The organism is Leisingera sp. JC11, from assembly GCF_040704725.1.
Lineage (GTDB): Bacteria > Pseudomonadota > Alphaproteobacteria > Rhodobacterales > Rhodobacteraceae > Leisingera.
This window is the reverse complement of record NZ_JBFCVS010000002.1, coordinates 117,876-130,918: the sequence shown is the minus strand read 5'-3', so window position 1 is coordinate 130,918 and position 13,043 is coordinate 117,876. Positions and strand designations below refer to the sequence as shown.

The following is a 13,043-nucleotide window of genomic DNA, read 5'->3' as shown; positions in this document are numbered from 1 at the left end:
TGCTAGGTTTGGAAACAGGCAAAACCGGGCAGTACACATGAAAACGGCAATTTACCTGACGGGCCTGCCCGCCAGCGGCAAAGCAGCGCTGGGGCAAGCTTTGGCGCGGCAGTTGAACTGGCCCTGTCTGGAGCGGGATGATTTCCTGGACGCGCTGTCTGTCCGTGCCGGGGCTGCCTCGCCTGAACAGCGCATTCAGCTGGGCCGGGAATGCGACCGTCTGTTTCAGACCGCTGCCGGGGCGCTGAGCCATTGCGTGCTGGTGGCGCAGTGGCAGCCGCGCACGGCTGCGGCTGGACGCGGGACGCCTTCTGACTGGCTGCAACAGTTTGACACCTTGGTGGAGGTGCATTGCGATTGCAGCGTGGAGGTTGCCGCGGAGAGGTTCTGCGCGAGGGAGAGGCGTCTTGATGATCCGGACAGCCTGCAAAATCGGGCTGATGTTCTGGGGTGGATGCGGGAGCTGGAGACGGGTTTCCCGCTGCAGGCAGGACGTCTGATTTCTGTGCTGTGCGGTCCGGGATTCGATGCCCAGAAGCTGAGCCGCACCCTGGCCATGGAAATCGCTGAAATTTAAGAAATACCCGATCCCGCATATGTGGCCGGGATCACAGACGCTCACGCTGGCGTCATGGTAACGTGTTCTTGCGCGGCGCAGCAGGCGCTGCGGGAAAGGGGAACAGGCCATGACGATGCGGGCTTTTCGCACAGTGGCAATCTGTGCAGTTCTTTCGACCCTTCTGGGATGCAGCGAGCCGGGAACCTATCCGTTCAGCGGCCAGACCGCGTCGCCGGATGATCCGGTCCAGCGGTTGAATCTTGGTGGTGAAATACGCTGATGCCAGGGAGGCGGCCTGACAGGCTGCATCCGGAGATCTGGCGCCCCGGCCGGGGGGCGGGCGCCAGATCGGGAAATTTTTAGCACGGGGCGGTGTAATAGGTGCCGTCGCCGCGGGAATAGGCGCACTGCCGGCTCTGGTTGTTTTGCGCAACCAGGGTGCCTGCGGCGGCGCCGCCAAGGGCCGCGATCAGGCGCCAGTCGTCGTCAGCCTTGAGCGCGTCGGCTGCGATCAGGCCGGCTGCGGCACCGCCTGCCACACCGGCAACGGTGCGCTGTTCCGGGGTCAGGTTGGTACAGGCGCCCAAGCCCAGTACGGCGGAACTTGCAAGTGCAGGGATCCAGCGGAAAGTCATTTGGTATCTCCATTTTCAGGTCGAAGGCAGCCCTATTGCGGGCCGCAGACGGGACTATAACGCCGAGCCTTGGGGGATGGTTCCGCATAAATGCGCGCGGCGGGGACAGCAGCGCAATTCTGCCGGAGGCGGGCGTTCAGCGGCGGGCTTTTGCCGGGGAGGGGTGGAAGGCCCGTCGCGAGATTCCGGGATCCGCGGCGGGCTGCGGCCCGGAGTTCCGGTGGTTTCCGGGCCTTCCCTGCAGAGGGGCGCCTTTGTAGCGGAGTTTCAGAGTTCCTTGCTCATCAGGATGTAGTTTTTCCGCGGCTGGAATCGGGTGCGCAAATAGAGCCGTTGGGCGGTCTCGTTGCCGCGGTCGACCTCAAGGTGCAGCGCGCGCATGCCGGCACTGGCCAGTGATTTCGGCAATTCGGTCAGCACTTCGGTGGCGATGCCGCGGCCGCGCACGGCGGGGCGGATGTAAAGCTCATCGACAAAGCCGTCCATGCCGCCGAACTCCACCGACCAGCCGAAGGTTATCACGATGTAACCGATCGGCGCCCGGGTCGGGCCGATCAGGTAGACGGCGCCGTAAGGGTGGCCGTTCAGCAGCGGCTCGATCCCGGCGCGGCGGTGCTCGTCGCTGCTGTCCAGCCCGGATTCGGCGTGAAATGCGGCGACCAGCGCCAGCACCGTGTCCAGGTGTTCGGGTTTGGCGAGATGCAGGGCGGCGCTCATAGGCGGGCGAGCCTTTCGGTCAGAAGATTGAATAAGCCGTCGGCGTCCGCATCGCCGATGAACAGGGCATTTGGCTTGCGGTCCGTGACCCCCCACCAGTCGGCGACAGTCATGCCGAGGGTGAGGTCGGAGGCGGTTTCGATCTCGACATTCACATTGCGGCCGGAGAACAGCTCCGGCTTCAAGAGCCAGGCAATCACGCAGGGATCATGCAGCGGGCCGCCTTCGGAGCCGTATTTCTCCACATCGAAGCGTTCGAAGAAATCGAGCATTTCGGCGGTGAAGTGGCCGACCCGGGTATCGAGGTCGCGGATCGCCTCGACGCGCGGTTTAGTGGCCAGCACCTTATGCGTCACATCCAGCGGCATCACCGTGATCGGTGCGCCGGATCTGAACACGATTTCAGCGGCCTCCGGGTCGACGTAGATGTTGAATTCAGCCGCCGGGGTGATGTTGCCCACTTCGAAATAGGCGCCGCCCATCATCACGATTTCCTGCACCCGTTCGATGATGTCCGGGGCGGTGTTGAAGGCGGCGGCGATATTGGTGAGCGGGCCCAGGGTACAGAGGGTGATGGTGCCCGGATCATGCGCCCGCAACGTTTCGATGATGAAATCGACGCCATGGCCCTCGGCCAGCGGCATCTGCGGTTCCCACAGCTCGGGGCCGTCGAGTCCGGTCTGGCCGTGCACATGTTCGGCGGTGATCAGATGGCGGGACAGCGGTGCCTTGCTGCCCGCAAAGACGGGTACATCCGTGCGGCCTGCGGCCTCGCAGACAATGCGGGCGTTCTTGCCGGTCAGCTCCAGCGGCACATTGCCGGCAACACAGGTGATGCCGAGCAGGTCCAGTTCCTCAGGGCTGGCCAGCGCCAGCAGGATGGCGACGGCATCATCCTGGCCCGGATCGGTGTCGATGATGATTTTCCTGGCGCTCATGTCGGCCTCCGCTGGTCGTGAGCCACGAGACTACGCGCAGTTCAGCCGGGATTGAACCGCTGCCGCGCAAACCTTTGCAAATTTCCGGAGATTTTCTGCGACGGAAGTTTGCCGCCCCCGCGTTTGCTTCCTATAGTTGCCTTACGCCGCGTCACGGGCGGGATGGCCCGCGGGTGGGGCAGTGACTGCCGGCCCGGATCAAGGGCCTTATTGGTACGGCATTGTTTGGCCGGAAACACATTGATTTGTATGGGGAAAACAAGACATGCCCAAAGAACCCAAAGTTGTTGGCGACATCCTGAAAGATAAGAAGATGACCGCCGCCTACATGGATTATTGCAAGCGGCGCTACTGCCTGAACGAGTTTATGTTCACCCAGAATAAGGGTAATCCGGAATCGCTCTGGACCCGCTACATGGACCAGAAGAAGGGCAAGGAGCCGGTCAACATCACCTCCAAGACCCATCTCGCCGCTAAGGCGCTGGCCGACAAGGGCGACTTCAAAAACGGCGACTGGAAGAAGATCATCGCGACCGGCAAGGATGAGGTCGTGAAGATGCTGAACAAGGACGTGATGGGGTTCACCGGCAGCGACGAGTACAAGAAATACGTCGCCGAAAACGGCATGGGCGACCCCAAGAAGGCGGCCAAGCTGCTGGGCATCACTGATGTGAAAAAGCTGAAAGACGTAATGGTCAACGTCGCGGTGGACGACAAGAAGACCGCCGAAAAGCTTTGGAAAGAGCTGATGAAGAAGGAAAAGATCATCGAGGATTACAAGGCGATGTCCTCGGCGCTGAAAAAGGCAAGCCTGGTCTGATTCCGGAGCCGGCGGGACCCGGCGGCTGGGCCGCCGGGATTTGAGTACCTCGGGAAAGATGAAGGAGAGGGGTGCGCTCAGGCGCGCTCGTCGGCTTTGACCTGATCCCAGAGCGCGTCCATTTCCGCCAAATCGCTGTCCTCGGGGCGTTTGCCGCGGGCGGCGAGCTTGGCTTCGACGCCTTCGAACCGGCGGGTGAATTTGGCGTTGGCGGCACGCAGGGCGGCTTCGGGCTCAACCCCCAGATGGCGGCCTAGGTTGGCCATCACAAACAGCAGGTCGCCGAATTCCTCTTCAACTTCCGCATGGGAGAGGCTGTCGCGAGCCTCGACCAGCTCAGCGCATTCTTCGGTGATCTTGGCGATGACATTGTCGGCGGAGGGCCAGTCGAAGCCGACGCGGGCGGCGCGTTTTTGCAGCTTGTAGGCGCGCAGCAGGGCGGGCAGGCCGACCGCAACGCCGTCCAGCGTGCCCTTTTGCGCTTTTCCAGCGCGCTCGGCGGCCTTGATCGCCTCCCAGTCGCGGGTCTGCTGTTCGGCTGATTTCTCGCGGCTTTCGTCCCCGAACACATGCGGGTGGCGCGAGACCATCTTGTCCGACATCGTCCTGACCACGTCCTGGAAGGAGAAATGCCCGGCTTCCTGTGCCATCTGGGCGTGGAAGACGGATTGGAACAGCAGATCGCCCAACTCGCCCTTCAGCTCATCCCAGGCTTCACGTTCGATCGCGTCAGCAACTTCATACGCTTCTTCAATGGTATAGGGGGCGATGGTGGCGAAATCCTGTTCGATGTCCCAGGGGCAGCCGGTTTGCGGGTCGCGCAGGCGTGCCATGATTTCCAGCAGGCGCTCGATGCCTGCGGTCTGGTCGTGGATCAGGTCTGTTTCTTGCATTGCGGCTGCTCTTTTTCCGGTGTCAGATGCATCATCCCGAGTCTGGAGCAGGAGTCCACCCCGATGCCCGTTGTGAACCGTATTGCCGATTATGCCGAGGAGATGAAGGCCTGGCGGAGGCATCTGCACCAGATCCCGGAGCTGGCGCTGGATCTGCCCAAGACGGCGGGTTTTGTGGCGGAGCGGCTGCGGGAGTTCGGGGTTGATGAGCTGCATGAAGGCATCGCGCAGACCGGCATGGTGGCGATCATCAACGGGCAGCGAGAGGGGCCGACCATCGGCTTGCGCGCGGACATGGATGCGCTGCCGATCCCGGAGGAAACCGGGGTGGCTTACGCCTCAGGCCACGCGGGCAACATGCATGCCTGCGGCCATGACGGCCATACCGCGATGCTGCTGGGGGCGGCGAAATACCTGGCGGAGACGCGCAATTTCCGGGGCCGGGCGGCGCTGATCTTCCAGCCCGCGGAGGAGGCCATCGGCGGCGCCCGCATCATGGTCGAGGAAGGCATCATGGAGCGGTTTGATATCGGCGAGGTTTATGCGCTGCACAACGCGCCCGGCCTGCCGGAGGGGCATTTCCTGACCACGCCAGGGGCGCTGATGGCGGCGGTGGATACGTTTCACATCCATATTCAGGGGAAGGGCGGCCACGGGGCGATGCCGCATGAGACCCGTGACCCCGTGATGGCGGCCTGCGGCATGGCGCAGGCGATCCAGACCATCGTCAGCCGCAATCACCACACGCTGGAGGACCTGGTGGTTTCGGTCACCCAGATTCACACCGGCACCGTCGACAACGTGATCCCGGACACCGCCTATATCAACGGCACCGTGCGCACCTTTAACCCCGAAGTTCAGAAAATGGTGATGCGGCGGATGAAGGAGATCGTCGCAGGGCAGGCGGCCAGCTACGGGGTCGAGGCGGAGCTGGACTATGAGGTCGGCTATCCGGCCACCTTCAACGACGCGGAAAAGACCGGTTTTGCGGTGGACGTCGCGCGGGAGATTTCCGGCGAGGCCAATGTGGAAGCGGATGGCGGGCGCGAGATGGGGGCAGAGGATTTTGCCTATATGCTGCAGGCGCGGCCCGGCTCCTACCTGTTCCTGGGACAGGGCGAAAGCGCCGGGCTGCATCACCCGAAGTACGATTTCAATGATGCGATTGCGCCGGTGGGGGCGTCCTTTTTTGCCCGGCTGGTAGAGCGGGCGCAGCCGCTGAACGGATAAGGCGCGGCGCCTCTGCACCACTCCTAGGGGCGGAGCCGCGGCGGCGGTCTCCGCCCTTTGACAGCCGCGGCGCAGGTGTTATTGCCGGAACAGGCAGCGGCGGGATGCATCCGCCGCCTTGGCGGAAACGTGAGAGACAATGACTGACTTCAATCAACCGATCAGCGGAAACGACCTGGCGCGGTTTTCCGGGCCGAACACCTATATGCGGCTGCCGCAGGCAACCTCGCTGGAGGGATTGGATGTGGCAGTGCTGGGGGTTCCGATGGACATCGGCACTTCCTGGCGGTCGGGCACGCGGTTCGGCCCCAAGCAGATCCGGGCCGAGAGCGCAATGCTGCGGCCCTACAACATGGCGACCGGGGCGGCGCCGTTCGACAGCCTGAACATCGCCGATATTGGCGATCTGGCGATCAACACGTTTTCGCTGAAGGATTCGCTGCGCATCATCGAGGACAGCTACGACGCGATCCTGTCCGGCGGGGTGATCCCGGTGGCGATGGGCGGCGATCATTCGATCACCCTGCCGATCCTGCGCGCGATTGCCAAGAAATACGGCCCCGTTGCGCTGGTGCATGTGGATGCACATGCCGATGTGAACGACGAAATGTTCGGCGAGCGCGAAACCCATGGCACGGTGTTCCGCCGCGCCTATGAGGAAGGGCTGATCGTCCCGGACAAAACCTATCAGATCGGCATCCGCGGCACCGGCTATGCCGCCACCGATTTTTCCGAAGCGCAGGGCTGGGGCTTTCAGCACTTCCCGGCGCAGGAGCTGTGGAACCGCTCGCTGCACCAGATGGGTGCGGAAATTCGCCGCGATATCGGCAATAGGCCGGTCTATGTGACCTATGATATCGATAGTCTTGATCCGGCCTATGCGCCGGGCACCGGCACGCCGGAAATCGGCGGGCTGACAACGCCGCAGGCGCTGGAGCTGATCCGGGCGCTGAAGGGGGTCAACATCGTGGGCTGCGACCTGGTGGAGGTGTCGCCGCCTTATGACCCCTCCGGCAACACCGCACTGGTGGGCGCCAACCTGCTCTATGAGCTGTTGTGCGTGCTGCCGGGCGTGCAAACAAAATAAGCGATCCGGCCTGAACGTGAGGCCGGGGGAGGGCCGCGCGTGAGGAGGAGGCAAGGGGTGACCTTGAAACCGCATTGAGGCGGCTGATGCTGCTGGGCTGGCTGCTGCTGGCCGCGATTGTCGCCGGACTGGGGTTCATCCGGCTGGCGCCGAGCGATCCGCTGGACTGGAACACCCAGCCGGAGCTGAGCGAGGACAAGGAATTCCGCGGCGGCGTGTTCCGGGTGGTGCGCACCGGCCCGGACGGGCTGGAGCGGTTCCACCGCATCGCCAGCCACGCGCCGCGCACCAGCGTGCTGGCGGGCGGGCCGGATGACGGGATGGTGACCTATATCACCCGCACCCAGGTGCTCGGCTTTCCCGACTACACCACCGCGGCGCAGGACGGCGATCTGCTGAAAGTCTACGCCCGCCTGCGGTTCGGCCGGTCCGATCTGGGTGCCAACAAGGAGCGGATCAACACCTGGCTGGCGGAGATGGAAGAGGGTGCGCAGGCTGTTTCTGCGGGGGAATAAGGCGGGGCTCCCGCCTGCTCGCGGGCTTTTGGAAAAGCCACTCGCAATTGGGCCGGGCGCCGCGCTGGCGCGGCCCGGCTGCTTCCGCCTGGGACGAAAGCGTCGCTGCTGAGAATTGCTTCAGGTGCGGGCTGTCCCTGAAGACGCACTTTAGATTGTGTTTGTTCATGCCGGGTCAAGGGGAAGCCGAGCGTGTGTGCGGTGGCTGCCCCCTTGACCCGGACACGCTCTGAGAAAACACTCCAAGAATGCCAAAAGCCCAAGAGCGGCAATGGCGAAAAATGTATCCGCCCATTCGATGAGGCGAGGCTGGGCCAAAACTTTACCGGTCTGCATGATGGTGGTGCATCCTAAGTGCACTTCAGGCGCCAAGAGGCCTGGCGGCATTTGGAATGAGCCCAGCTAGGGAGGGAAAGCCGGTTGGATTATGTTGCAGTGCTCGACCTTGGTGATGGAAGGCGGATCCACTGCAGGGGTGTTGATGCGGCAAAATCCAAGTGGGCCCAGCACTATTCCCGCATTGATGACGCTACCATCGACGTTTTCTATCCGATCAGTCTTGGCGGTGTTGTGGTGACCTATCGCTATGATGGAGAGCTGGAAAAATGGGTGAAGTCAAAATAGGGAGTGTCCCAGGGTTCCTGTTTTTTCTGTGGATGAACCGTAATGCAGCTGGGACGCAGTGAATCAGAGCCGCGGCAGCTCTGACGGGGCGCCTGAAATGCCGGGCAGCGGGGCCAGCGAGGCCGACAGGCAACTGCTTTGCACCTCGCGCCACATCGGCACGTTCAGCGACATCTGGCATTGCGCCATGAACATCCGCCCGTCTACCTGCAGGCAGCGCAGTTCGCCCAGTTCCACCCGGGCGCCGGATTTGTCGGTGCAGTAGCAGTCGATGGTCCTGCCGCCCGGTCCCTTCACATCCGCCAGCCCTGCGCCGGGCAGGGTGAGGAGGATTGTGGCAATAAGGGCTCTGGCATGTCGCATGGGTCTAGCATATCACATGGGGGTCACTTGGCCAAAACATGAACAACAATAGGCGCACCCATGGTCCCCGAAGAACGGCTGGAACAGATCCTGCAGCGGTTTCAGTATCTTGAAGCCGCAATGGCGGATGGCGCCGGGGGCGGGGATATTGCTGCTTTGGCCAAGGAATATTCCGACCTGCGGCCGGTGGCGGAGCAGGTGACGGCCTACCGCAAGCTTCTGGGCGATCTGGAAGAAGCCGAGCTGATGCTGGCCGATCCGGACATGAAGGATTTGGCCGCGGAGGAGATCCCGGCCTTGAAGGCGGCCATTCCTGAAGCTGAGCACGCGCTGCAGCTGGCACTGCTGCCCAAGGACGCGGCGGACAGCCGCCCGGCGATGCTGGAAATCCGCCCCGGCACTGGCGGCGATGAGGCGGCTTTGTTCGCGGGCGACCTGCTGCGCATGTACCAGCGTTATGCCGAGGGGCAGGGCTGGAAGTTCGACATCATCGAGGAGCAGGCAACCGAGCTGGGCGGCATCAAGGAAGTGGTTGCCCATATCAAGGGCGAAAACGTCTTTGCCCGCTTGAAGTACGAATCCGGCGTGCACCGGGTGCAGCGGGTGCCAACGACCGAAAGCGGCGGGCGCATCCATACATCGGCCGCCACCGTGGCGGTGCTGCCGGAGGCGGAGGATGTGGATATACATGTCGACGCCAACGACATTCGCATAGACACCATGCGCGCGTCCGGCGCAGGCGGGCAGCATGTGAACACCACCGACTCGGCGGTGCGGATCACCCACTTGCCGACCGGGCTGGTGGTGACCTCGTCTGAAAAGTCCCAGCACCGCAACCGCGAGATCGCCATGCAGGTTCTGAAGACACGTCTTTATGACCTGGAACGCCAGCGGATCGACAGCGAACGCTCGGCGGATCGGGCCAGCCAGGTTGGTTCAGGCGACCGGTCCGAGCGCATCCGCACCTACAACTTTCCGCAAGGCCGCATGACCGATCACCGCATCAACCTGACGCTTTACAAGCTGGATCAGGTGATGGGCGGCGACCTGGACGAGATTATCGACGCGCTGACCGCGGACAATCAGGCACGGCTGCTGGCCGAGATGGGCAGTGAGCATGGCTGAGACCGCGGCACAGGCAATGGCGGCAGCAACGGCCAAGCTCCGCGCAGCCGGGGTGCCGGACCCGGCACGCGATGCGCGGGTGCTGCTGGCGCATGCGGCCAGGATCGAGGCCAGCCGGGTGACGCTGATCGCGCCGGAGGAACTGGCGGCGGAAGTGGCGGAACGCTATGAGCAGCTGATCTCGCTGCGTGCCGTACGGGTGCCGGTGTCGCATCTGATCGGCGAGCGGGAGTTCTACGGCCGCCGGTTCAAGGTCTCGCGCGATGTGCTGGACCCGCGGCCGGAGACCGAGATCCTGATCGAGGCAGCGCTGGCGGAACCTTACGCGCGGGTGCTGGATCTGGGCGTCGGCTCCGGCTGCATTCTGGTGACGCTGCTGGCGGAACGGCAGGAGGCCACCGCGCTGGGGGTCGACATCAGCGAGGCGGCCTGCCTGCAGGCCAGCGCCAACGCGGTGCTGCACCGGGTGGAGGCGCGCGCCGATATCCAGCAATCGGATTGGTTTGAAAACGTTGAGGGGCAGTTTGACCTGATCGTGTCGAACCCGCCCTATATCGCATTGGATGAGATGGAGGGGCTGTCAGCCGAAGTGCGCGGGCATGAGCCAGGCATCGCCCTGACCGATGGCGGCGACGGGCTGGGGGCCTACCGGAAGATTGCCGCGCAGGCAGCCGCGCATCTGGCGCCGGGCGGGCGGGTGCTGCTGGAAATCGGCCCGGCCCAGGGCCAGGCGGTCAGCGCATTGCTGGAGGCTGCAGGTTTCAGTGGCATCGCGGTGCTGCCGGACCTGGACGGGCGCGACCGGGTGGTGCGGGCGCATTATTCCTCAAATCGCGGATTTTAGCGCGAAAATCCGCAGATTCGACCGAAAAAACACAGAAAATCCGCTTGGCCCCCTTGTCTGGGGCTCCGGAACATGGTTACTCAAGATGAGCCGTATAGAGGTGAACGCTTCTCAAGCATTCCCGCGGCATCAAGCCCAAAAAAGCTAACGATCCGGCGCTGAGGCGCGCTGCACAGGGTCAACGGCGCATTAACTCAAGGCTTATGATAGGCATATGAGATCGTCCAAATCACGTTCACGCTCCAAGTCGAACCGGAACCGCCCGAACGGCGCCAATGTGGTCAACCGGGTGTTCGACAGCTCCGGCCCCGAAGGCAAGGTGCGCGGAACCCCGCAGCAGATCATCGACAAGTACAACCAGCTGGCCCGCGATGCGCAGCTGGGCAATGACCGGGTTGCGGCCGAGAACTTCCAGCAGCACGCAGAGCATTACCTGCGGATGCTGAACGAAGCGCAACGCGAGATCGAGGCGCGCCGCGAGGAGCAGGAGCGCCAGAACCGCGAGCGCCAGGCCGAGCGCGACCGCGAGCGCGCGGAACGGCTGGAGCGCCAGGAGCGCGAGGCGGCAGCCACTGCCGCGGCAGACAGCGACCCGGCCAGCGCGCCGCAGCCGGAGGTGATTGATCCGCGCGGCGACAACGGCAACGGCCAGGACAGCGGCCTCGTCGAAACTCCGGAGAGCCAGAGCGCGGCTCCGGCAGAAGGCGGCGAGGAAGCGGCCCCGAAGAAAGCCCCGGCCCGCAAGCCCCGCGCCCGCAAGCCCGCAGCCAAGGCTGAGGGACCTGAAGCGGCAGGCGGGGGCGGCGACGCCCCGGCGCCGAAGAAGCCAAGCCGGCCGCGCGCCAAACCGAAGCCGAAGGCAGAGGATGGCCCGGCAGAAGCTGCCGAGTAAGCCGGTTTCAGTCAGATATGCAAACCCCCGGAGCCGCTGGCCCCGGGGGTTTTTCGTGAAGGTGGTCTGCTGTGGCGCCGTTCAGGCCTCGTAGCCAAGCACCCGTAAGTAGCGGCGGACAGCTTCGGGGAAGCCCAGCATCAGGGCGTCGGCAGTCAGGCCATGGCCGATGGAGACTTCGGCCAGATCGGGGATGGCCTGGCGCAGGCCGGGGAGATTTTCCACGGTCAGGTCATGGCCTGCGTTCATCATCAGTGCGCCGTTGCCGTCCGCGGCCAACGCGCGAGCGGCGTCGGCGGTGTCCTTGATCTTGCCAAGCTCCTGCGCAACGGCGCCGGACGTGGTTTGTTCTGCGTAGGGGCCGGTGTAGAACTCGATCCGGTCGGCACCCGCCTGCCGCGCCAGTGCGGGGTCAGCCGGGCTGGCGTCCACGAAGTAGGAAACCCGGATGCCGGCCGCCTTGAACTCCTCGGCGATGGGCAGGAGCATTTCACCGTCGGCGGCAAAGTCCCAGCCGTGGTCGGAGGTGGACTGTTCCGGGGTGTCAGGAACCAGTGTCACCTGATGCGGCTTGTTTTCCAGCACCAGGTCGATGAAATGGCGGGTCGGGTAGCCCTCGATGTTGAACTCGGCTTGCGGGAATTCCTCGGCGATCAGCCGCGCCAGGGCGGGCAGGTCGGAAAAGCGGATGTGGCGCTCATCCGGGCGCGGATGCACTGTGATGCCGTGGGCGCCGGCCTGCAGGATGGCGCGGGAGATGTCGATCAGGTCGGGCCAGGGCACCTCGCGCCGGTTGCGTAAATAGGCGACCGCGTTGACGTTCACGGACAGAAGGGTCGGGCGCGGGGCGACGGGCTGGGTCATCGGGGAATCATGCTCCGGCAAGTTCTTTGGGGAATGAGGATCAGGCCTTGGCCACTTCGCGGGCCAGGGCGCAGAAGGCCTCGAGGCTCACCTGCTCGGCACGCTCAGTCGGCGGGATGCCGGCCGCCGTCAGATGCGCCTCGATATCGGGCGAGATGCCCTTGAGCGAGGCACGCAGCATCTTGCGGCGCTGGTTGAAGGCGGCGGCCACAACGCGGGACAGGATCGCGGCATCGGCCGGGAAACGCGGTTCCGGCAGGGCGTCCAGATGCACCACGGCGCTGGAGACCTTGGGCGGCGGGGTGAAGGCGCCTGGGGGCAGCGACAGCACGATCCTTGCATCCGCGCGCCACTGCGCCAGGATCGCCAGGCGGCCATAGGCCTTGGTGCCTGGTTGCGCCACGATGCGCTCGGCCACCTCGCGCTGGAACATCAGGGTGAGGCTCTGCCAGAACGGCGGCCATGCCTTGGGCGTCAGCCAGCGCACCAGAAGTTCGGTGCCGACGTTGTAGGGCAGGTTAGCAGCGATGCGGATCGGCGGAGTGAGATGCTCCAGCGGGTCGATTTCCAGCGCGTCGCCGTTGATGACGTCGAAGCGGCCCGGATAGGCATCCGCGATCTCTTGCAGTGCGGGCAGGCAGCGCTGGTCCTTCTCCACCGCCAGAACGCGGCGGGCACCTTCGGCCAGCAGGCCGCGGGTCAGGCCGCCGGGGCCGGGGCCGATCTCCAGAACGTCGCAGCCGGTGAGGTCGCCTGCCTGGCGAGCGATCTTGGCGGTGAGGTTGAGGTCCAGAAGGAAGTTCTGGCCCAGCGATTTGCGCGCCGACAGCTGATGGGTGGCGATCACCTCACGCAGGGGAGGGAGAGAGTCGATGGCGCTCATGTCATCTGGACCTTGGGACAGGGCGCGGGGGCGCGCGCCGGAATTTTCATGCCT

16 protein-coding genes are annotated in these 13,043 nt (G+C 64.2%); 9 read left to right on the top strand and 7 right to left on the bottom strand.

Annotated features, from left to right (window positions below):
* Positions 1-37 precede the first annotated feature (37 nt).
* Positions 38-577 (top strand): AAA family ATPase, encoded by a 540-nt coding sequence (locus AB1A62_RS02435; protein WP_366659667.1) that lies wholly within the window; start codon positions 38-40, stop codon positions 575-577.
* A gap of 341 nt (positions 578-918) precedes the next feature.
* Here the strand turns inward: AB1A62_RS02435 and AB1A62_RS02430 are convergent, their stop codons facing one another.
* From AB1A62_RS02430 to AB1A62_RS02420, 3 genes are all read right to left on the bottom strand, one after another.
* Positions 919-1,194 carry a glycine zipper 2TM domain-containing protein gene (locus tag AB1A62_RS02430; protein ID WP_366659666.1) on the bottom strand — a complete coding sequence of 92 codons (276 nt, stop codon included), beginning with the start codon at positions 1,192-1,194 and terminating at the stop codon, positions 919-921.
* Between the two features lie 267 nt (positions 1,195-1,461).
* Complete coding sequence (locus AB1A62_RS02425) at positions 1,462-1,911, bottom strand: GNAT family N-acetyltransferase (protein ID WP_366659664.1); 450 nt, start codon at positions 1,909-1,911, stop codon at positions 1,462-1,464.
* On the bottom strand, positions 1,908-2,849 hold the full coding sequence (locus tag AB1A62_RS02420) for a nucleoside hydrolase (protein ID WP_366659662.1): 942 nt from the start codon (positions 2,847-2,849) through the stop codon (positions 1,908-1,910). Before AB1A62_RS02420 ends, AB1A62_RS02425 begins: the two co-directional genes overlap by 4 nt.
* 265 nt (positions 2,850-3,114) lie before the next feature.
* On the opposite strand from AB1A62_RS02420, the gene AB1A62_RS02415 reads away from it, so the two are divergent.
* Positions 3,115-3,669, top strand: a complete 555-nt coding sequence (locus tag AB1A62_RS02415; protein WP_366659660.1) for a hypothetical protein — start codon at positions 3,115-3,117, stop codon at positions 3,667-3,669.
* 77 nt (positions 3,670-3,746) lie between these two features.
* Here the strand turns inward: AB1A62_RS02415 and mazG are convergent, their stop codons facing one another.
* The gene (mazG, locus tag AB1A62_RS02410) at positions 3,747-4,562 is read right to left on the bottom strand and encodes a nucleoside triphosphate pyrophosphohydrolase (protein WP_366659658.1); all 816 of its coding nucleotides are present in this window, start codon (positions 4,560-4,562) and stop codon (positions 3,747-3,749) included.
* Positions 4,563-4,625: 63 nt separating this feature from the next.
* On the opposite strand from mazG, the gene AB1A62_RS02405 reads away from it, so the two are divergent.
* The 4 genes from AB1A62_RS02405 to AB1A62_RS02390 all read left to right on the top strand — a co-directional run bounded on the left by AB1A62_RS02405 (position 4,626) and on the right by AB1A62_RS02390 (position 8,018).
* Complete coding sequence (locus AB1A62_RS02405) at positions 4,626-5,792, top strand: M20 aminoacylase family protein (RefSeq protein ID WP_366659656.1); 1,167 nt, start codon at positions 4,626-4,628, stop codon at positions 5,790-5,792.
* Positions 5,793-5,931: 139 nt separating this feature from the next.
* A complete protein-coding gene (gene speB / locus AB1A62_RS02400; RefSeq protein ID WP_366659654.1) occupies positions 5,932-6,879 on the top strand; it encodes an agmatinase in 948 nt (315 codons plus the stop codon).
* Between the two features lie 74 nt (positions 6,880-6,953).
* Positions 6,954-7,394 (top strand): DUF1499 domain-containing protein, encoded by a 441-nt coding sequence (locus AB1A62_RS02395; protein WP_366659652.1) that lies wholly within the window; start codon positions 6,954-6,956, stop codon positions 7,392-7,394.
* 420 nt (positions 7,395-7,814) lie between these two features.
* On the top strand, positions 7,815-8,018 hold the full coding sequence (locus AB1A62_RS02390) for a hypothetical protein (protein ID WP_366659651.1): 204 nt from the start codon (positions 7,815-7,817) through the stop codon (positions 8,016-8,018).
* Positions 8,019-8,081: 63 nt separating this feature from the next.
* Here AB1A62_RS02390 and AB1A62_RS02385 read toward each other — a convergent pair whose 3' ends face one another.
* On the bottom strand, positions 8,082-8,381 hold the full coding sequence (locus AB1A62_RS02385; protein ID WP_366659650.1) for a hypothetical protein: 300 nt from the start codon (positions 8,379-8,381) through the stop codon (positions 8,082-8,084).
* 60 nt (positions 8,382-8,441) lie between these two features.
* Between AB1A62_RS02385 and prfA the strand changes: the two genes are divergently transcribed.
* The 3 genes from prfA (at position 8,442) to AB1A62_RS02370 (ending at position 11,242) form a co-directional block, all read left to right on the top strand.
* Positions 8,442-9,506: a peptide chain release factor 1 gene (prfA, locus tag AB1A62_RS02380; RefSeq protein WP_366659648.1), complete on the top strand. Its 1,065-nt coding sequence runs from the start codon at positions 8,442-8,444 to the stop codon at positions 9,504-9,506.
* On the top strand, positions 9,499-10,350 hold the full coding sequence (prmC, locus tag AB1A62_RS02375) for a peptide chain release factor N(5)-glutamine methyltransferase (RefSeq protein ID WP_366659646.1): 852 nt from the start codon (positions 9,499-9,501) through the stop codon (positions 10,348-10,350). The genes prfA and prmC overlap by 8 nt, the downstream gene beginning before the upstream one ends.
* 214 nt (positions 10,351-10,564) lie before the next feature.
* A complete protein-coding gene (locus AB1A62_RS02370; RefSeq protein ID WP_366659644.1) occupies positions 10,565-11,242 on the top strand; it encodes a DUF4167 domain-containing protein in 678 nt (225 codons plus the stop codon).
* Between the two features lie 81 nt (positions 11,243-11,323).
* On the opposite strand, the gene AB1A62_RS02365 is transcribed toward AB1A62_RS02370, so the two are convergent.
* On the bottom strand, positions 11,324-12,106 hold the full coding sequence (locus tag AB1A62_RS02365) for a pyridoxine 5'-phosphate synthase (protein ID WP_366659642.1): 783 nt from the start codon (positions 12,104-12,106) through the stop codon (positions 11,324-11,326).
* Positions 12,107-12,146: 40 nt separating this feature from the next.
* On the bottom strand, positions 12,147-12,989 hold the full coding sequence (rsmA, locus tag AB1A62_RS02360) for a 16S rRNA (adenine(1518)-N(6)/adenine(1519)-N(6))-dimethyltransferase RsmA (protein ID WP_366659641.1): 843 nt from the start codon (positions 12,987-12,989) through the stop codon (positions 12,147-12,149).
* Positions 12,990-13,043: the final 54 nt, after the last annotated feature.